Source organism: Arthrobacter sp. efr-133-TYG-104, assembly GCF_030208915.1.
Taxonomy (GTDB): domain Bacteria; phylum Actinomycetota; class Actinomycetes; order Actinomycetales; family Micrococcaceae; genus Arthrobacter.
Window position 1 is genome coordinate 33975 of record NZ_JARVTA010000005.1, and the last position, 17135, is coordinate 51109.

Genomic DNA, 17135 nt, shown 5'->3' on the forward strand with positions numbered 1-17135 from the left:
CCCGCAACTTAGCCCTCCTGAGCCGGAAACAAAGCTCACCGAGTATTGAACCCGGGGGTAGCGCGGGCCGGTAACTGAGGCCCTTTTGGACAGGCCGATCAGGAGGGAACGCAGGTGGAGATCTCTGCGCAACAAGTCTGGCTGATGTTGTCATCGGCGATGGTGCTATTCATGACACCCGGACTGGGCCTTTTCTATGGCGGCATGACCCGCGCCAAGGCAGCCCTGAACATGATCATGATGAGCTTCATCTCGGCAGGCATTGTTGGAGTGATGTGGGTCCTCTGGGGCTACTCGATGACCACCGGAGACGGCTTCCTAGGCTTGTTCGGCAACCCCTTCACGCACTTTGGCCTCCAGGACCTCATCGGCTCCCCGGATCTCCTCAAAGTAGTTTTCGCCGCAACCTTCGCGATTATCACCGTTGCCCTCATCAGCGGCGCGATCGCGGACCGCACCAAGTTCAGTGCTTGGGCTCTCTTCGTGCCCATCTGGGTGACGGTGGTCTACTGCCCCCTTGCTTACATGATTTGGGGCGGTGGCCTCATGAGTGCTGGTGGCGCTGTAAGTCGCGTCTTCGGCCAGGTCATCGACTTCGCAGGTGGCGCAGTTGTTGAAGTGAGCTCCGGAACAGCCGCTTTTGTCCTCGCCTTGATCGTGGGAAAGCGCCACGGGTTCGCCAAGGATCCCAACCACCGGCCCCACAACATCCCTTTCATCATGATCGGGGCCGCCATTCTCTGGTTCGGATGGTTCGGCTTCAACGGCGGCGCGGCAACCACCGTTGAGCAGGCAGGCCTGATCTGGGTCAACACACTGGTGGCACCGGCTGCTGCCATGCTGAGCTGGCTCGTCACCGAGAAGATCCGCCACGGGCACCCCACTTCCCTCGGTGCAGCGTCGGGTGTGGTCGCGGGATTGGTGGCGATCACCCCCTCGTGTGCCAATATCAGCCCCCTGGCCGCGCTGGCTCTCGGTCTCGTGGCTGGTGCCGCCTGCGCCGTATTTGTGGATCTGAAGTTCAAGTTCGGCTTCGATGATTCCCTTGATGTTGTGGGAGTGCACTTCGGTGCGGGCATCATCGGGACGCTTTCGCTCGGTTTCATCGCACTTCCGCAAGGCGGCCACGGCGGTGGCATCCTCTACGGCGGCGGCCCCCAGCAACTCGTGGCACAGACGGTTGCAGTCCTCATCACCATGGCACTGTCCGGACTGGGCACGCTCGTGATCGGGCTGGCCATCCACAAGACCATCGGCTTCCGAGTCACCCACGAGCACGAAGTCACCGGGGTTGACCTCACGCAACATGCCGAATCGGCCTACGAATTCGGCCTCACCGCCCACGGCCACTTCCGGCAGCAGCATGCACATCTCTATTCGCTCCTCCGCCGAAAGCCGGAGCACGAGGAGCCGTCGACCGTCAAGGTCAAAGAAGACAGCTTCGCCCGATGACGCGAGTCCCCTAGTGCCGCGAGTGCCCTAGCCCAACCCGTTCCAGAGGCGGTGCCACCACGTTCGTTTGGTTTCCGTTGGAAGATCCGGCTCCGGCGGGGCTGACGCGGCCCTGCGCTCCCGCCATCTTTCAAGCTCGGCGTCAACATCGCGGAGCTTGGTGATCACCGGGGGACCACCCTGCAGCTGCCTGCGGGCCTCGATGACGCGCTTGTTGAAATCTTCCAGCGTCTCCCTGACTTGCCCCTCGGTGTATTGCTGGTCCAGCTTCGCGTCAAGTTCAGCATCCTCGATGCGCAACAGAATGGCCGGTGGCCCGATCCCACTCAGTTGTTCACGCTGGATGAGCCCCTTGACCCACCAGTCAGGGTCGTAGCGCTCCCCGAGTCCAGGTATTGGCTTGCCGGCATACTTCAAGTTGTCGAACTTGCCTTGGGCCATTGCGTCGCGGACCAAGTACTCAACCCGGGCCGCGTCGTCCACCTTCCGACGTTTTTCGCGCTCCTGCGCATCCGCGGCTTCGATCTCCGCGTCCTCCTGGGCACTTCCTCCCCAAGACCGCACGGCACGCAATTCAGCGCTTCGCTCCAATTTGCGCCTAAAGGCATTGTTGTCCGGATCCATGCCCCATCACCTCCTCGGAGGGCAGTCTCAACTCACAGGATCGGGTCCTGGCACCAGTATTTCGCACTTTGACTCGGACGGTCCTTCCCAAGTTAAGAAGCGGCAGCCTAGGCCTACCCTTGCGCCCCTTTACCCTCAATAATGTAAGTATCCTGATTATTACACCAGAGAAGGAGGGCATCGTGAGCACGGAAGCCAACGAGTCAGAGGGCCGGCACCGGCAGCCAGACAACGCGACGGACCAGTCGACGGAAACACCGCTCGTGGACCCGGTCAGCCACTTGTTCGATCAAACGAACGGGCTGGCAGATGTCGAGGGCGATTCGGACGAGACAGCTGAGAGCGATACCAAGAGTGCAGCCGAGCGCGACGGCGACAAGCCGGCTTCGGGTGCGATACCTCCTTTGGGCGGCACTCTCGGGCAGCACTAAGTCACGCAACATCTTCCGTCCGGCCCCACCGGGGCCGGACGGCTCTCGTCTGCCCCGCACTAACCCCGCCTCACCGCCCAGCCCAACCCCGCCGCACCGCCGTCGACCCTCAGACCGCGTAAAGGAATCGTCAAAAATTGCCCGAGGCAGGCTGCCAACAGCGGCGCCGGTGCTATGTTCAGCTCACAGTGATGAGCCTCATCCAAGGAGGACGCCATGACCACCCTCAGCAGAACGCCGGCAGACCCGTCGGCCCCCAAGCCCAAGGGATCAAGTTCCTTCCGGACGTGGCTGCTCTTCGGCCTCCAGGACAGCAAAGGCCGCCATCAAGGACCAGGTGGTGTCAGCGCCACCCATGAGAAGAAGCACGCCTGGTGGCAGGTGATGTGCCTGACCGGCGTGGACTACTTTTCAACCCTTGGTTATCAACCTGCCATCGCGGCACTGGCAGCCGGGGTGATCTCCCCGCTGGCCACGATCGTGCTAGTCGCCGTCACCCTCCTTGGGGCTTTGCCTGTGTATCGCCGTGTGGCCGGGGAGTCCCCCCGCGGCGAGGGTTCCATCGCCATGCTCGAGCGGCTGCTTCCCCGCTGGGGCGGCAAGCTGCTGGTGCTCGTCCTCCTCGGTTTCGCGGCCACCGATTTCATGATCACCATGACGCTGTCGGCCGCCGACGCCACCGCCCACCTGATCCAGAATCCGGTCATGCCCTCGTGGATGCAGGGGCAAAACGTCACCGTCACCCTGATCCTCCTAGCGCTATTGGCCGCGGTGTTCCTGCGCGGATTCAAAGAAGCCATGGGCGTGGCCGTGGTCCTGGTGGTCCTCTACCTCAGCTTGAACGTTGTGGTGGTGGGCACGGCCCTACTGGAAGTCATCGGGCATCCCATCGCGGTGGCAAACTGGTGGCAACTCTTGTGGACCTCCCACGGCAACCCGTTAATGGCTGTGGCGATTGCCCTCCTCGTTTTCCCCAAGCTGGCGTTGGGCCTCTCCGGTTTCGAGACAGGTGTTGCCGTGATGCCGCAGGTGCGCGGCGCGGATGACGACACCGAAGAACGCCCCACCGGTCGCATCAAAGGGACGCGGCGCATGCTGACCACGGCTGCGGTCATCATGAGCAGCTTCCTGATCACGTCCAGCTTCACCACAGTGGTGCTGATCCCCCAGCAGGAGTTCGAGGCCGGCGGCCAGGCCAACGGCAGGGCTCTTGCGTTCCTCGCCCATCAGTATCTGGGACTCGGGTTCGGCACGGCATACGATATCAGTTCCATTGGCATCCTCTGGTTTGCAGGTGCCTCAGCGATGGCAGGCCTGCTCAACCTCGTCCCCCGGTACCTTCCCCGTTACGGGATGGCTCCGGCGTGGGCCAGGGCAGTACGGCCCCTGGTGTTGGTCTTCACTTTGGTTGGCTTCACCATCACGTTCCTGTTCAATGCCGACGTCGACGCCCAAGGTGGCGCCTACGCAACGGGCGTGCTGGTGCTCATGACCTCCGCAGCGCTGGCCGTCACGCTCTCGGCGCGGCGTCACCACCAGCAGAAGCGCGCTGTCGCCTTCGGCGTCATTACGGCTGTGTTCGGCTACACCACGGTTGCGAACATCATCGAGCGGCCCGAGGGGATCAGGATCGCGGCCATCTTCATCGCAGGCATTATCGCCATTTCCCTGCTTTCGCGGGTGCGGCGTTCGTTCGAACTTCACGCCACGCACGTGCACATGGACAGTGCGGCCCTTGAGTTCATGTTCGACGACGACGACGGTCCCATCCGCATCATCGCCCACGAACCGCGCCGGCTGACGGCAGAGGCCTACCGGGAGAAGCTCACCTCAGCGATCGAGGTCAGCCATCTGCCCTTGAACTACCGGGCTCTGTTCCTCGAGGTGGTGCTTGATGACACTTCGGACTTTGAAACCGAGCTCCAGGTGCGCGGCATCGAGCGCCACGGCTATCGCATCTTGGAAGTCCACGGTCCTGTCATACCGAACACCATCGCCTCGGTCCTGTTGCATATCAGGGACGTCACCGGCTTGATGCCGCACGTCTACTTCCGTTGGACTGAAGGGAATCCCATCACCAATCTCCTCCGGTTCCTTTTCCTGGGCGAGGGCGAGATTGCGCCGGTGACCCGCGAGGTCCTGCGGGAAGCCGAACCGGAACTCAGCCGGCGTCCGTGGGTCCACGTGGGCTAGTTCGATGGGTTACATGGAGTAACCAGGAGCGTGCAATAGGTCACACTTGACCGATTTGGCTTGTCAATGATGGTGGGCAGCATGAACCATGAATGAGGGAACTTGTTCCCGTACAAGCTGAATCAGCAGTCCTCACCGACGAGGATGCAGCCCCTGCAAAGAAGCTTGGGGCTGATAACGGCCTGAGTGAAAGTACTGACAATGACGACACATACTGACTCCATCACGCTAAAAATCTGGGACAAGTCTGCCATCGACCACACCATCGATGCCGCCGTCCAGTCCCTATCCCACCGCGCAGCGGCGGAAAACTGCGGCATCGCAGTGACCCTCAGCGGGCCGAAGACCTTCACGGTCAGCTTGAGCCGCTAAGCAGCCCAGACCACACCCAAGAGGACGACGCCGTAACCAACCGGCGTCGTCCTCTTGCAGTTAAGCGGCATTCCTCCAGTCCTGAGCCAACCTTGAGTGTTCCTTGACGGTTTCCTCGCGTATTCCTTGCGGTCGCGTTGCGAGTCTAAGTGAGACAACACTTCAAGACTCGAAGGGAGGATCCGATCTCCGCGCTCATCACGCCGCAGCCACCGGACTCCGACACGTCCGCAGTGCCCCGGGGATCCCACTGTGCCCCCGGCGGAGTAGTCACAGTCCTGGTCCCGGCACACAATGAATCCGCGGGTATCACCGAGACACTCGTTTCCTTGAACAACCAAACCCGGCGCCCGGACAGGGTCATCGTGGTGGCGGACAACTGCACGGACGACACCGAGGAGCTGGCCGTTGCGCAGGGCGCTGAGGTCATCCGCACCGTCGGCAACAAGGATAAGAAGGCCGGCGCCTTGAACTTCGCCCTCAGCGCCTTGCTACCCGACGCCGACCCCGAAGAGTTGATCCTGGTACAGGACGCCGACTCCCAGCTCGCCGTCGACTTCATCCACAACGCAACCGCCCACCTGCTCGCCGACGACCTGCTTGGCGCAGTGGGCGGGGTATTCAGCGGCGGTCCCGGCGGCGGTTTCGTAGGCCACCTGCAACGCAACGAGTACGCCCGCTACGCACGCGACGTCAAGCGCCTCCACGGCAGGTGCTTGGTAGTGACCGGAACCGCGGCCCTCTTCCGGGTTAAGACCCTGCGCGCCGTCGTTGCCGCCCGGTTGGCGGGAACACTCCCCCCGGGCAACGGCAAGGGCGGCGTTTACGACACCTCCGTACTGACCGAAGACAACGAACTATCCTTCGCCCTGCTGACCCTGGGGTACAGGATTGCGTCACCTTCCAACTGCACGCTCGTCACCGAGGTCATGCCCACCTGGCGTGAACTGTGGGCCCAACGGCTCCGTTGGAAGCGCGGCGCGGTGGAGAACTGCGTGCAGTACGGATGGACCAAAGTCACCCGGCCCTACTGGGGGCGGCAGTTCCTCTCCATGATCGGCGTCCTGGTGACGTTGGCCTATTTCGGTTCCATCATCTTTGCCTTGGTGACCGGAATGGGATTGAACCTCCGGCCCTTCTGGATGGCAGTCACCGGCGTCTTCATCGTGGAACGCATCGTCACCGTGCGGCTCCGCGGCTGGAGGTACATGCTGCTGGCCGCCACCATGTTCGAAACCGTCATCGACACTTTTCTCCAAGCAGTCCACGCCAAGGCGTACCTGGACTCAGCACTCAACCGAAAGAAAACCTGGTAATCGATTCATGTACAGCAATCCAGTAGCCCCCTTCTCAGCAACCATCGCCGCCGGAACCGGCACACTCGCCATGACCGGGGCAGGAAGCCTCTTCTGGTTGGCCCTCGCAGCCTTCGCCATGCTGGCCCTTGGCCTTGCCATCAAGCGCATTGTTCCCGTCCGGGCCCGGAGAGACTAACCGCGGCTACGAGACGGGCCCCGTGCTCGCCGATGTCCTTGAAACTGTCGTGTACCCGGCTTTGGTGCCCGTCACTCTGACGCTCATGGCGTTTGCCTGATCGGCGGCCACCAGCGTGTACGTCTTTGCTGTTGCCCCGGTGATGGCCACTCCGGACCGGTACCACTGATAGGTCAGCGCGGCACCGGAGGTCCACGTGCCCGGGTTGGCTGTGAGCGTCGATCCTACGGTGGGTGTTCCGGTGATGGTTGGAACGGGCGCCACCAGGGTGCCTGCTGCGATAGTGGCAGTCGGACTCGATTCCTTGGTGGTGGTTGCGTAGCCCGTTTGGGTGCCGGTCACCTGGACGGTGAGGGTAGCGCCTTGGTCCGCGGCAGCCAGGACGCGAGTGGAGGCGGTGGCTCCGGAAATAGCGGTGCCGTTCCGGAACCACTGGTAGCTCAGGGTGGTTCCGGAGGTCCAGGTCCCTGGTGTCGCCGTCAGGGTCGATCCGACGGCGGCCGTTCCGGAAACGGTGGGGTTCGGCGCGGTCAACGGAATGCCGGGAACAAAGGAGAAATCACGGACGGTGACCGACTCAGGAGCAACGTGGGCCGGGTCTCCCCCGCCACCACCGGTTACCCATAGGTTGAAGTGGATCTGTTCCTTGGCCGGAACCGGAACCGTGGAGCCTTCGAGGACAGTCCTTTTCAGAAGCGGTCCGCTATAGCCCTCGCCGGCATAGGTCTCGAAGGTCAGCTTGCCCGGTTCCCACACCATCCGGTGCGTCAGGATCGGAGCGCTGGTAACACCAAACGTCACGGTGTTGTTTCCCTGCCCCGGGGGCAGCGTGGCATCGAACCAATATCCGTGGCCTTGGGTGACCGGCCAGCTCTGCCCGTAGGCAGCTCCGCCACCCCATGCGGAGGCTTCGCAAAGGTCGATCTCGGTATATCCGGGCGCGGCTGCCGGATCGTAGGTAAACAGGCAACCCCAGACCGCCTCCTTCTGAAGCGAGCTGATGTCCTTCTCCACCGTTGTGCTGTACGTGCCGTAGCCGAAGCCCTGACGCGTGGACTGGAGCTCCGCCCCTACCGGGGCATTTCCGGTGGGGTTGCTGATGCCGAGCTTCACGTACCCATTGGAATCCGGAGCGGTGACGTTGTTTGCATCCCAGCTGCCGTTGTACATGGGCGCCCCGCCCCAAAAACGCTTCTGCCAGTTGAACCCTTTCCAGGCGAAGCTACCTACTGGGCCGGGATCTTGAACCATAGGGAGGTTGCCCGCAGCGTTCGACGGGGCTATCCCTGCGAACATTGATAAACCTACGGCCATCATGACGGCCAGACCCATGGCTTTTCTTCCACCACGTGAATGGCGGCCCACTGATAACGCCATAGCTGTCCTCCTGCTGACGTGCCCGGAAACGTCCCCAGCAGTTGCCGGAGTCCGCAACGACGTTCCCCCCCACAGAACGTACAACCCCTCGATTATGAATGAGGCAGGGAGCCGCCGGAAGCAAAATGAGAAAGGAAACTCACTTTTACATCATCAATTCGATAACGGCCCCCTGCCCGGGAGTAGCCTTGACGTGTGCAGGCTCTGGCGCACGACACACTTTTATCCGGGAGGGCACATCACTATTCGCAGCGCTGGCATACTCCTGTTCCGGCACAATGCGTCCGGGCAATTGGAGCTCTGGATAGCCCACATGGGCGGCCCTTTCTGGGCCCGTAAGGATGACCATGCCTGGTCCATCCCCAAAGGTGAATTTACTGAGGACGAAGACGCGTTGGCTGCCGCGCACCGCGAATTCACGGAAGAAATAGGCTCTCCTCCCCCACCGGCCAACTACGAGTTGCTGGGTGTTTTCCGGCAGCCCTCAGGAAAGCTCATTACTGCGTTCGCGGCTGAAGCCGGAGACTTCCAACCGCAAAAGATCGTCAGCAACACTTTCCCTATGGAATGGCCCAAGGGATCCGGGGCCATTAAGGACTTCCCCGAGATCGACGACGCCAGATGGGTTGAAGAGAGTGTGGCACGGACCAAGCTCGTCAAAGGCCAACTGCCCATTGTGGACGCCCTGATCCGACGCCTCGGTGAAGGATCGTCTGGCTAAGGTTCCTAACAGGACGCTAAGGTTCCTAATAGGACGGGCCACCGGTACCGGCACCGGGCTGCTGGGGGCTAGCGTTGAAGGATGACCACTGACTACAGGTACGACGTCGAGGTGCTGCACCTCCTGGTCTCCCCGGCACACGCTTACTTTGGACGCGCCAAGAAAGGGGCGGCCAACGTCCCCACCACTGATGCCGAAAGCGCGCAATTGGTCTCAGGCAAGGGGATCGTTGGTGACCGGTTCTTCGGGAAAGCCGCTCACATGGACGCAGCGGTGACAGTGTTCGCCGTCGAATCGCTCGAAGCCCTTGCCGCTGAGCTCGGGGCTGGCCCTTTCGATCCGCTAATAACGCGCCGCAATGTGGTCCTGCGAGGTGCCGAGCTGACCCCACTGCTGGGGCTTGAGTTCACACTGGAGTGCGGCGGGGACGTCGTGCGGCTCAAAGCAGGACGCCCGGCCCATCCTTGCGCATGGATGGACCAGATGCTCGCACCGGGCGCCCACAAGGCGATGCGTGGGCGTGGAGGCGTGCGCTGCCAAGTGGTTTCCGGCGGGCTGCTCCATCGGGGACCCGCTGTGTTGGTCAGCCCGGTCCCCCTGGACCCCGGGAAAGCTGGCGAGGCGAAGGTGCTAAGGCCCTCGCGGCTCCCCTAGCGGATCCTGCGGGCACACTAAAGCCTGCTCAGACCTGCTCACCCGCTAGGACCTGCTCAGACCTCCGCAGCCGGCGCCGCGAACTGGGCCTCGTACAGCCGGGAGTACGCCCCGCCCGCTGCCAGCAACTCCGAGTGGGTCCCCTGCTCAACGATCTGCCCCGCCTCAATGACCAGGATGAGATCGGCGTCCCGGATGGTGGAGAGCCGGTGCGCGATGACGAAGCTGGTCCTGTCCGAGCGCAACGCGTTCATGGCTTTCTGCACCAAGACCTCCGTCCGGGTGTCCACCGAGCTGGTCGCCTCGTCCAGGATCAACACGGACGGCTGGGACAGGAACGCCCGGGCAATGGTAAGCAACTGCTTCTCGCCCGCAGAGACGTTCCCGCCCTCGTCGTCGAGCACTGTGTCGTAGCCTTCGGGAAGGGACCGCACAAAACGGTCAACGTACGTGGCCTCTGCGGCCTCGAGGATCTCCGCCCCGGACGCGGTGGGACGACCGTACGCAATGTTGTCGCGGATAGTCCCGCCGAAGAGCCAGGTGTCCTGCAGGACCATGCCCATCCGGGAACGCAACTCCTGCCGGGACATCGTGGCGATATCCACGCCGTCGAGCGTTATCCGGCCGCCGTCCAGATCGTAAAAACGCATCATGAGATTCACCAGGGTGGTCTTGCCGGCACCGGTAGGGCCCACGATCGCAATGCTCTGCCCTGGCTCGGCGACCAAGCTGAGGTCCGAGATCAGGGGCTTGTCCGGCGAGTACCGGAATGACACGTTCTCAAAGACCAGCCGTCCACGCGCCGCACCCGAACGCTGTACCGGGGCCGGCTCGGTGGATTCTTCTTCCTCGTCGAGCAGTTCAAAGACGCGCTCGGCCGAGGCAACCCCGGACTGCAGCATGTTAGCCATGGAGCCGAGCTGCGCCAACGGCTGGGTGAATTGCCGCGAGTACTGGATGAAAGCTTGGACATCACCCAACTGCATCGCGCCGGAGGCCACTTGCAGGCCGCCCACCACCGCGATTCCGACATAAACCAGGTTCCCGATGAATGTCATGGCGGGCATAATCAGCCCGCTGACGAATTGCGCCCCGAAGCTCGCTTGGTACAGTTCTTCGTTCTTGGTCCGGAACTTTTCCTGCACCTCATTTTGGCGGCCAAAAACCTTCACGAGGGCATGCCCGGTATATGTTTCTTCAATTTGCCCGTTGAGTTGCCCGGTGTTTTTCCATTGCGCAACGAACATTTTCTGGGAGCGCTTGGCAATCAGCAACGTGGTGCCCAGGGTCAAGGGAATGGTGACCAAAGCGATCACAGCCAGCAAGGGCGATAGCACCAGCATCATCACCAACACCCCGAGCACCGTCAGCAGCGACGAAACCGCCTGGCTGATTGATTGCTGGAGGCTTTGCGAAATGTTGTCCACATCATTGGTGACGCGGCTCAACAGCTCACCGCGCTGGATGGAGTCGAAGTAACGCAACGGGAGGCGGTGGATCTTCGCTTCGATCCGCTCACGCAGGCGGTAGACGGTCCGCTGCACGACGCCGTTGAGCACGTATGCCTGCAGCCAACCGAACGCTGCGGCCAGAATGTACAGGCACAACACCCACAGAAGCACCGAGGACAAAGCACCAAAATCGATGCCGGCGCCGGGGGTCAGCGTCATGGCGTTCAACATATCGGCCTTGCTGTTGTCCCCGGATGCGCGAAGTCCCGCCACCACTTGTTCTTTGGTGACACCGGCGGGCAGTTGCTTGGACACAATGCCGGCGAAGATCAGGTTGGTGCCTTGGCCGAGCATCCGTGGCCCTATCACGGACAGCGTCACACTGACCAGGGCAAAGAGGAGCACCAAGGTCAACCACATGCGCTCGGGCCGCAACGTGCCGAGCAACCTACGGGCGGACGCGCCGAAGTTCGAGGCCTTCTCCGCCGGGATGTTCATACCGGCAAATGGTCCGCCGCGGCCCGGACCCATTGGCGGCCGGCCGGGGCCCCGGGAACCTGCTGCAACGCCGCTCATGCTGCTTCCTCCGCTGCAAGTTGTGAGGAGACGATTTCCCGGTACGTCCCTGACGTATCCAGCAACTCGTCGTGCGTTCCTTGCCCAACGATCCTGCCGCCGTCGAGCACTAATATCTGGTCGGCGTCCGCAATACTGGAGACGCGCTGGGCGATGATCACCATGGTGGCACCGTTGATGTGGTGTTTGAGGGCTTGGCGGAGCCGTGCGTCCGTCGCGGTGTCCAAGGACGAGAACGAGTCGTCGAAGATGTAGAGCTCAGGCCGCTTTACCAACGCCCGCGCGATCGCCAACCGTTGCCGCTGGCCTCCCGAGACGTTGGTGCCGCCTTGGGCGATGGGGGCATCCAGGCCGCCCTCCATTTCCCGCACGAAATCTTCGGCCTGGGCTACCCGCAGTGCTTGCCAAAGCTCGTCCTCAGTGGCGTCGGGCTTGCCGTACTGAAGGTTGCTCCGCACCGTTCCGGAGAAGAGGTAGGGCTTTTGCGGGACCAACCCGATGTGCCCCCACAGCAAGTCAGGCTTCAGTTCACGGATATCCACACCGTCCATCTGTACCGAGCCTGACGTGGCGTCGAATAAGCGTGGCATCAGGTTCACGAGGGTTGTTTTGCCCGCTCCGGTGCTGCCGATGATCGCCGTCGTCTGGCCGGCGGCGGCGGTGAAGGACACCCCGCTGAGCACCGGCTGCTCGGCCCCCGGGTAGGCGAAACCGACGTCGTGCATCCGCAGTTCGCCACGCCGGGCGCCGGGGAAGATAACGGGGTTCGACGGCGGTTGCACGCTGGAGCTGGTGTTGAGCACCTCGCCGATGCGGTCGGCGGACACGGATGCGCGCGGGATCATGACGGCCATGAACGTTGCCATCATGACCGACATAAGGATCTGCATCAGGTAGCTCAGGAACGCGATCAGGGTGCCCACTTGCATGGAGCCGTCCTCGATCCGGAAGGAACCGAACCAAATCACCGCCACGCTGGAAACGTTCATCACCAACATGACCACCGGGAACATCAATGACATCAACCGCCCGGCCCGCAAGGCGACGTCGGTGACGTCACGGTTGGCGCCGGCGAAGCGTTCAGTTTCCATGTCTTCCCGGACGAACGCCCGGACCACGCGGATACCGGTCAGTTGCTCGCGCAGGACGCGGTTCACGGCGTCGATCCTGACCTGCATTTTGCGGAAGAGGGGGACCATCCGGGTGACGATCAGCCCCACCGCAACCAAAAGGACCGGTACGCATACCGCAATAAGCCACGACAGTTGGGCGTCCTGCCGGACCGCCATGATGACCCCGCCAATGCTGAGCATCGGGGCGGCGACCATCAAGGTGCAGGACATCAGCACGAGCTGCTGGACTTGCTGAACATCGTTGGTGGAGCGGGTTATCAGGGATGCGGCCCCGAACTTGGTGACCTCCTGCTCGGAGAACTCGCCTACCCGGGTAAAGATGGCGTCCCGGAGATCGCGGCCCATCCCCATGGCGGCCTTCGCTCCGAAGTAAACAGCCACCACAGCGCAGGCAACCTGAAGCAACGTGATGAGCAGCATGAGGCCACCTGTGCGGAGGATGTAGTCCGTGTCTCCGGTGGCAACGCCGTGATCGATGATGTCGGCATTAAGCGTGGGCAAGTACAGGGACGCGATCGACTGCGCCAACTGGAAAACGACCACCGCGATCAGGAGCCGTTGGTGTGGCCTGAGGAAGCGGACAAGAACATTCCAAAGCATCGGATCTCCCATAGCGTGTGTGGACCGAAGGCCAGTTTACGTCTGGTTGCTGTGGGCAACTAGGGAAGTTGCCCAACGGGAGATTGAACCTTGCCAGCTAGCCTTTGGACTTCTTCAACCTGAGTTTCCGAGCTTTCTTTCCACGGCGCAAGTAGTCCTGTTGGGCGGCATCAGCGGCCCTGCGTTCGACGCCGTGAAGCACACCGTAGGTGAATGCACTGGCCCCGGCGTCTGGTGCCGAACCCAGCGCGAGCAGTTCGGCCCGCAACATCGCGCTGTCTTGGTGTTGGCCCAGGATCGACTGGACAGTGTGCGCAGTCTTGGCCATTTTCCCTGCACGTTTTCCATGAACGCTTTCAGCGGCGGCAGCGGCAAACCTCAGCTTTTTCGCCGCCTTGCGGACGTTGTGGAAGGCCTTATCGCGTTCAGGCCCGACGGCGGCCCCCACCGCTGCCCGGTGCCGTTTAGCAAGCCGTTTGGCGGCCTTGTTGACGCGCGCCGCAGTAGTCTTGCGGGCCGGCGTCGCGCCTTTGGGAGCAACCGGCGGCGTATCCAGGAACGCGTCAAGGTCATCCAAAAGCTTGAAGTAGCGGTGGCTGTCCAAGCGTGCGCGGATTCCCGCCATGGCCGTGTCAGTTCGGACGGCCATGCGCTCATTCAGGTCATCCCGCACCGGGCCCAGCAGCAGCTCGCCTGGAAGTGCGTCGATGTCCCGCTGGAACCGCTCGTGGAGTACCTCCGCGTCGCGGAAACGGCCCAGGACTTTAGCCAGGGACTTCAGCTCGGCCTCGAGATCGCTCACCGGGGAAGGGAGGAAAAGCTTGTTGTACGTTTGAAGGACCGAGCGAATGCGCCGGGTCAGCGATCGCATCTGGTGCACGGAGTCGTCGCGGCCCTGCCGTACGTCCACGTCCTGGGTGAGCAGCTGCGCAACTTGGGCTTCCAGGTAGTGGAGGACGGGAACGACCGCGGGACCGGCCGGGCTGGGAACCTCCCGCCCCGCGCCTTGTGGCCGGGGCCATGACTGTCCCAATGTGGTTGCGAGCTTGGACGTTCTGGCACTTGGAATCGCGCCCGCCTCGGCGAGGGGTCCGGTAACGGCGTCGAGGAATGCCCGGGCGGCCTTCTTGCCCGTGCCGTCGGCGGCCAGCTCGACTTCCCATTCCCGCCAGGAAATCTTAGCTCCGGGTTGGTGATCGTGAGCGCCATTGGGAACGCCTGCGCGGACGTGGTCGTCCATAAAGTCGGCAACGCGGTGGCCGTCGGCTCCGTACAGGGCATAGGTGGTGCGTTGTGTGGTGAGGGTTGCAATCGGCGCCAACTCCTTGCCCCGCGTGTATGCGAGGACCCGATGGGCAAGTTCTTCCGGCACGGCGTCCGCGCGGCCTAATGGGGCGTGGACTTCCCGACGATCCCCTGAAGGTAACGGGAGCTTGAGGTGCCAACCGGAGTCGGGCCCGCCGGTGCGCCGCCGCAGCGTGATCCGGCGTCGGGCAAGCGCCATGTCCCGCGTGTCAAAGTAGATCGCTTCCAAGGTGTGGACGGCCGGATCACCCACTCGCTCGACGCCGTCGATCCTTCCAAGCGCCGGAAGCGGCGTAGCCGCGTCGACGTCGAACTTCTGCTCAGTTTCCACGTGGCTGGACGTTGCCATGGCAGTGGGCCCTCCTTGGTGCAGTACTGCAGTTGTCTACCTGTTAATTTCCTCTGTTAAAGCAGTCAGGGCCAGCCCCCAATAGTGGTGGCCGGCCCTGACGTCTACCTCGGTGAATCACTGCGATCAGGTCTGCAAGACCTTACAAGTCGTGGGGCCGGGCAGGGTCTACGAATCCGTCCTCGGCTGCAGGCGCGGCGAGGTCCGGATCCGTCGAAGGCATCCCAATGGCGGTGGGCACGCCGCTGGGGCCGAAGTCGCCGTCGACAGCCTGCATGTGGTTGACCTCCACGCCGGTATCTTCGACGTCGCCGCCGGACACCGTGCCGCGCCAAGCACCGGTTTCGCGGCCTTGTACCTCAATGAACTTCTTGAACTTATCGAGGTCGGCGCCCACGCGCATGCCGTCGACGCCGAGAGCGGAACCGGCCTTTTCGGTGAGCGTCTCAGGCTCCCAAATGATCTCCACGTTGACCCGCGTCCTACCCCCGTCCAGGGGTTCGAAGCTCACGGTGCCACCGTTTCGAGGGCCGTCCACGCTTGCCCAACTCACCAAGGAGTCCGGGACCTGCTCAACGATCTGGGCGTTGTACTCGCGCTTCACGCCGCCCACGTTGGTTGAGAAATGCAGTGCAGTCTCATCGATCTGCTCCACGGACTCAACGCCGTTCATGAACTCAGGGAAGGTTTCGAACTGCGTCCACTGGTTGTAGGCGACAGATACAGGGACGTCTACTTCGATTGACTTATTGACCGTAGCCATATTGGGTGCTCCTTCGATCGAGTCTCGGGTGCTGATATCTAGCGGCACTGCTCTTGGCGGCAGTGCTTCTAAGGGGCCCGCCAGGCGGCTGGCTGCTTAACCGGTGGCGCGCCGGTGCGAAGGGCTTTTCAGCCTTATCCTGCGTCGAAATCCTCGCCGTCATCGTTAGGCGATTTTTCCTCGGGAAGGTCGTTGCCGCTGCCGTCCGGCAGCGATGCTTGTTCGCTCTGGGTCTGCTCGTCAATACCGCCCAAGCGTCCTGCCCCCGGCTCTCCTGCGCTGTCAGCGTCTTCCGGATCCAGGTGGCTCAGGTTCGGCGCCCCCGTTTGGTAGGTTTCGCCGTCGGGGCTGTCTTGGCTCAGGCCTGCTTCGGAGAGATCCTCCTCAACACGTGGCTGTGCTTGGCCCCCGCCTGATTCCTGTTCAGCTGTGGGGGTGCCGTAGCCTCCCACTTCCTCTTCGGGTGTGGAATTTTTCTCGTCCATGTGACCTGTCCCTTCCAAAAGTGGTGAACGTGTATATGGATATTAGTAAGCATACTGACAAACTGGCGTTTCACCAAAGAGCAAGGCCGCGGCCGGGAAATTCCCGCCGCGGCCTCCCCGCCCACCGTCAATCCGTGGGATTGGTTTCGGTGGTCAATCCACGATCATCCGTGGTCTGTTCGTCTTTTTCTTCGGCAGGCCCAGGCGGGCTGGCCGACGTGCTCTGTCCGGCGTCAACGGCGTCCGAATTGTCGTCGTCGGATCCGCCCACCGGCGGCACCTGACCGCCAACCTCGGGCGTCGCCGAGTCCCTCGTAAGGGGGTGTCCCGGCGTCTTGATACCGTCGTGCACTTGGTCGGTGCCAGCTAACTCGCCTGGATCAGTTGTCATACGCGCGACCGGCCCCGTCCCAGAACCCAGCCAAGGAGGGCCAGCACAAGCAGGATGATTCCTACCCACAGCAGGAAACTCAGGGCTTGGTTGAGTCCGCCAACAAGCAAGAGGACGATTGCAATGACACCGGCAATCACCAGTAGTGTGTTCATTGAGCCACGCATCCCTTCATTGAATTTTGCCTATTCAGGAAGGCGTCCGCTGGTACCCCTCACGGAGCGCCACCCATGCCAACGGGCACCGATCGGAGAAATTATTCTCCATATTGCTTACGTACCCCTCCGAATAAGGTTCAAACCTCCCATTTTCGGAAAAAATACGTTCACAGCTTCATGATAAGAGCGCGTTCGAACGTAGCACAGCCCTATTTGACAGTAATTTTAGGTGGCCTTGGCGGAATAGGCTCCCAAGACCCCATCGAACTCGAGGAGACCTGGCAACCCGCATGGGGCGATGCGGGAGAGCGGCGACATGAGTGAACCGTATCTGGGCCGGGAGCAGCCGGGTTTAACATGATTGCCGCCGTCTGACATGTAGCGCTGCGCCTCCCGGTTGGGCAACGCGAGGCCCACCACTACTCACTTCGATCGGCCTTTTGCTCAACGAGGTATTTCCAAAACACAACAATGGCCGCAACAATGCAGATAATCCCCGAGACGGTGGACCAGAGTGACCCGTTGGTGTTTGAGAGAAACAGGTAGGCCGCATAGAAAACGAAAATCAGCGCCAGCAGAAGCCATACCAAGGGTTTACGATTCACA

Annotated in this window: 18 protein-coding genes; 8 read left to right on the plus strand and 10 right to left on the minus strand. The window is 62.1% G+C overall.

The window, feature by feature from the left end:
* Positions 1-114: 114 nt before the first annotated feature.
* Positions 115-1452, plus strand: a complete 1338-nt coding sequence (locus QRN04_RS05200) for an ammonium transporter (RefSeq protein WP_284975096.1) — start codon at positions 115-117, stop codon at positions 1450-1452.
* Positions 1453-1479: 27 nt separating this feature from the next.
* Here the strand turns inward: QRN04_RS05200 and QRN04_RS05205 are convergent, their stop codons facing one another.
* Positions 1480-2076: a DnaJ family domain-containing protein gene (locus tag QRN04_RS05205; RefSeq protein ID WP_284975097.1), complete on the minus strand. Its 597-nt coding sequence runs from the start codon at positions 2074-2076 to the stop codon at positions 1480-1482.
* A 182-nt stretch (positions 2077-2258) separates the two neighbouring features.
* Here QRN04_RS05205 and QRN04_RS05210 point away from each other — a divergent pair, with 182 nt between their 5' ends.
* From QRN04_RS05210 to QRN04_RS05230, 5 genes are all read left to right on the plus strand, one after another.
* Positions 2259-2507 (plus strand): hypothetical protein, encoded by a 249-nt coding sequence (locus QRN04_RS05210; RefSeq protein ID WP_284975098.1) that lies wholly within the window; start codon positions 2259-2261, stop codon positions 2505-2507.
* Between the two features lie 216 nt (positions 2508-2723).
* On the plus strand, positions 2724-4700 hold the full coding sequence (locus QRN04_RS05215) for an APC family permease (RefSeq protein WP_284975099.1): 1977 nt from the start codon (positions 2724-2726) through the stop codon (positions 4698-4700).
* Positions 4701-4901: 201 nt separating this feature from the next.
* Positions 4902-5072 carry a hypothetical protein gene (locus tag QRN04_RS05220; protein WP_198318270.1) on the plus strand — a complete coding sequence of 57 codons (171 nt, stop codon included), beginning with the start codon at positions 4902-4904 and terminating at the stop codon, positions 5070-5072.
* A gap of 149 nt (positions 5073-5221) precedes the next feature.
* Positions 5222-6388 (plus strand): glycosyltransferase family 2 protein, encoded by a 1167-nt coding sequence (locus tag QRN04_RS05225; RefSeq protein ID WP_284975100.1) that lies wholly within the window; start codon positions 5222-5224, stop codon positions 6386-6388.
* 7 nt (positions 6389-6395) lie between these two features.
* A complete protein-coding gene (locus QRN04_RS05230; protein ID WP_284975101.1) occupies positions 6396-6566 on the plus strand; it encodes a hypothetical protein in 171 nt (56 codons plus the stop codon).
* A gap of 6 nt (positions 6567-6572) precedes the next feature.
* Here the strand turns inward: QRN04_RS05230 and QRN04_RS05235 are convergent, their stop codons facing one another.
* Positions 6573-7943 carry a hypothetical protein gene (locus tag QRN04_RS05235; protein ID WP_284975102.1) on the minus strand — a complete coding sequence of 457 codons (1371 nt, stop codon included), beginning with the start codon at positions 7941-7943 and terminating at the stop codon, positions 6573-6575.
* A gap of 238 nt (positions 7944-8181) precedes the next feature.
* Here QRN04_RS05235 and QRN04_RS05240 point away from each other — a divergent pair, with 238 nt between their 5' ends.
* Positions 8182-8664, plus strand: a complete 483-nt coding sequence (locus tag QRN04_RS05240) for an NUDIX hydrolase (protein ID WP_284975190.1) — start codon at positions 8182-8184, stop codon at positions 8662-8664.
* A gap of 81 nt (positions 8665-8745) precedes the next feature.
* Positions 8746-9318, plus strand: a complete 573-nt coding sequence (locus tag QRN04_RS05245) for an MOSC domain-containing protein (RefSeq protein ID WP_284975103.1) — start codon at positions 8746-8748, stop codon at positions 9316-9318.
* A 56-nt stretch (positions 9319-9374) separates the two neighbouring features.
* Here the strand turns inward: QRN04_RS05245 and QRN04_RS05250 are convergent, their stop codons facing one another.
* From QRN04_RS05250 to QRN04_RS05285, 8 genes are all read right to left on the minus strand, one after another.
* Positions 9375-11345, minus strand: coding sequence for an ABC transporter ATP-binding protein (locus tag QRN04_RS05250; protein ID WP_284975104.1), 1971 nt, complete (start codon positions 11343-11345; stop codon positions 9375-9377).
* Positions 11342-13078: an ABC transporter ATP-binding protein gene (locus tag QRN04_RS05255; RefSeq protein ID WP_284975105.1), complete on the minus strand. Its 1737-nt coding sequence runs from the start codon at positions 13076-13078 to the stop codon at positions 11342-11344. Before QRN04_RS05255 ends, QRN04_RS05250 begins: the two co-directional genes overlap by 4 nt.
* A 97-nt stretch (positions 13079-13175) precedes the next feature.
* A complete protein-coding gene (locus tag QRN04_RS05260; RefSeq protein ID WP_284975106.1) occupies positions 13176-14732 on the minus strand; it encodes a CYTH and CHAD domain-containing protein in 1557 nt (518 codons plus the stop codon).
* Positions 14733-14874: 142 nt separating this feature from the next.
* Positions 14875-15495, minus strand: a complete 621-nt coding sequence (locus QRN04_RS05265; RefSeq protein ID WP_284975107.1) for an SRPBCC family protein — start codon at positions 15493-15495, stop codon at positions 14875-14877.
* Between the two features lie 134 nt (positions 15496-15629).
* The gene (locus QRN04_RS05270) at positions 15630-15980 is read right to left on the minus strand and encodes a hypothetical protein (RefSeq protein WP_284975108.1); all 351 of its coding nucleotides are present in this window, start codon (positions 15978-15980) and stop codon (positions 15630-15632) included.
* 127 nt (positions 15981-16107) lie between these two features.
* Positions 16108-16371, minus strand: a complete 264-nt coding sequence (locus tag QRN04_RS05275; RefSeq protein WP_284975109.1) for a hypothetical protein — start codon at positions 16369-16371, stop codon at positions 16108-16110.
* Entirely contained in the window at positions 16368-16526 is a 159-nt protein-coding gene (locus QRN04_RS05280) for a hypothetical protein (protein WP_284975110.1), read from the minus strand. Before QRN04_RS05280 ends, QRN04_RS05275 begins: the two co-directional genes overlap by 4 nt.
* A gap of 422 nt (positions 16527-16948) precedes the next feature.
* The gene (locus QRN04_RS05285; RefSeq protein ID WP_284975111.1) at positions 16949-17134 is read right to left on the minus strand and encodes a hypothetical protein; all 186 of its coding nucleotides are present in this window, start codon (positions 17132-17134) and stop codon (positions 16949-16951) included.
* Position 17135: the final 1 nt, after the last annotated feature.

What these genes read in the sequence shown, in the direction of transcription:
- QRN04_RS05205 (WP_284975097.1), bottom strand. Translation starts at nt 2,076, where the DNA reads ATGGATCCGGACAACAATGCCTTTAGGCGCAAATTGGAGCGAAGCGCT.
- QRN04_RS05215 (WP_284975099.1), top strand. Translation starts at nt 2,724, where the DNA reads ATGACCACCCTCAGCAGAACGCCGGCAGACCCGTCGGCCCCCAAGCCC.
- QRN04_RS05220 (WP_198318270.1), top strand. Translation starts at nt 4,902, where the DNA reads ATGACGACACATACTGACTCCATCACGCTAAAAATCTGGGACAAGTCT.
- QRN04_RS05230 (WP_284975101.1), top strand. Translation starts at nt 6,396, where the DNA reads ATGTACAGCAATCCAGTAGCCCCCTTCTCAGCAACCATCGCCGCCGGA.
- QRN04_RS05235 (WP_284975102.1), bottom strand. Translation starts at nt 7,943, where the DNA reads ATGGCGTTATCAGTGGGCCGCCATTCACGTGGTGGAAGAAAAGCCATG.
- QRN04_RS05245 (WP_284975103.1), top strand. Translation starts at nt 8,746, where the DNA reads ATGACCACTGACTACAGGTACGACGTCGAGGTGCTGCACCTCCTGGTC.
- QRN04_RS05250 (WP_284975104.1), bottom strand. Translation starts at nt 11,345, where the DNA reads ATGAGCGGCGTTGCAGCAGGTTCCCGGGGCCCCGGCCGGCCGCCAATG.
- QRN04_RS05255 (WP_284975105.1), bottom strand. Translation starts at nt 13,078, where the DNA reads ATGCTTTGGAATGTTCTTGTCCGCTTCCTCAGGCCACACCAACGGCTC.
- QRN04_RS05260 (WP_284975106.1), bottom strand. Translation starts at nt 14,732, where the DNA reads ATGGCAACGTCCAGCCACGTGGAAACTGAGCAGAAGTTCGACGTCGAC.
- QRN04_RS05265 (WP_284975107.1), bottom strand. Translation starts at nt 15,495, where the DNA reads ATGGCTACGGTCAATAAGTCAATCGAAGTAGACGTCCCTGTATCTGTC.
- QRN04_RS05270 (WP_284975108.1), bottom strand. Translation starts at nt 15,980, where the DNA reads ATGGACGAGAAAAATTCCACACCCGAAGAGGAAGTGGGAGGCTACGGC.
- QRN04_RS05275 (WP_284975109.1), bottom strand. Translation starts at nt 16,371, where the DNA reads ATGACAACTGATCCAGGCGAGTTAGCTGGCACCGACCAAGTGCACGAC.
- QRN04_RS05280 (WP_284975110.1), bottom strand. Translation starts at nt 16,526, where the DNA reads ATGAACACACTACTGGTGATTGCCGGTGTCATTGCAATCGTCCTCTTG.